This window comes from Mesorhizobium sp. M7A.F.Ca.CA.002.04.1.1 (assembly GCF_004022805.1).
GTDB classification, from domain to species: Bacteria; Pseudomonadota; Alphaproteobacteria; order Rhizobiales; family Rhizobiaceae; genus Mesorhizobium; species Mesorhizobium ciceri.
On record NZ_RZPL01001144.1, the window covers coordinates 1 to 1,011 of the forward strand.

The 1,011-nt window shown below is 64.2% G+C and carries 1 protein-coding gene and 1 pseudogene; both read left to right on the plus strand.

From position 1 onward, the window contains the following. Nucleotides 1-490 (plus strand): annotated as a pseudogene (locus ENZ75_RS32850) (hypothetical protein); the annotation flags it as partial. A 257-nt stretch (nucleotides 491-747) separates the two neighbouring features. Then, nucleotides 748-1,011 (plus strand): thiamine pyrophosphate-binding protein (locus tag ENZ75_RS32855; RefSeq protein ID WP_245481352.1); only part of this gene is annotated, 264 nt, incomplete at its 3' end.

Below are 1,011 nucleotides of genomic sequence, written 5' to 3' on the forward strand. Positions count from 1 at the left end.
TTCCAGGGGCGCCGAAATCAAGAAGCTTGCCGGCAATGCAATGCCTGCCGCCAAGGCGGCCAATGGGAACGGGCAAATCGTGGCGGGCCATGGCCCCAAGATTGCGAGCGGCGACAAGGCCACGTCTCCGAGCGCTGTGACAGCGAGCAATCCAGCCGTCGTGAAGCCTGGCAACACTGTGCGCAAGCGGATGGCCGCCGGCAACGGCGCGAAGGCCGATGCGCTCAAGCTGCATGCCGACAGGACCGCGGGCGATGGACGTATCGTCGTCAAATCGTCGGCCAAACCGGGTTCGGCCAAGCCGGTCTCGGGGCAGCGTCCTGCACGCGGTGCCGGACAACAGAAGCCGCATCAGCAGGCGATGGCAATGCACATGCCCCAGCACCATGGCCCGGCAAGGGTGGCACCTCACCATCCGCCAGCGAAGATGCAGGCGAGGAAGGTGTCCAGATGCGATCCGCGCGTTTCCCGCTGCAAGGCGCCGCGCTGATCGCCTCAATCGCGCCGGCACGCTGTGCGCGCCGGCGCGATTTTTCCCGTTGACAGGTCGCCTTGCCCGCCCTTAGTGTCCGCCACCATGAAAACAGCACTCATTCTCGTAGGAAAGCGCGTGGGCAAGGCGGTGTAACCGCCGGGCGAAAACCCCCCATGCGCAAGACACAGGCTCCCTCGGGGGCCTTTTTTATTGCCTGAAACACGACTAAACGACCAGCAAACGCCCAATGGCGACAGTACGGGACCAGACCGATGAGCAACGGACAGAACGAGCGGCGCGAGATGACGGGCGCCGAAATGGTGGTGCAGGCGCTGAAGGACAATGGCGTCAAGCATGTCTTCGGCTATCCCGGCGGCGCTGTCCTTCCGATCTATGACGAGATTTTTCAGCAAGACGAGGTCGAGCACATACTGGTGCGCCATGAGCAGGGCGCCGGCCATGCGGCGGAAGGCTATGCGCGTTCGACCGGTAAGGCCGGCGTGATGCTGGTGACCTCCGGCCCGGGCGCCACCAAT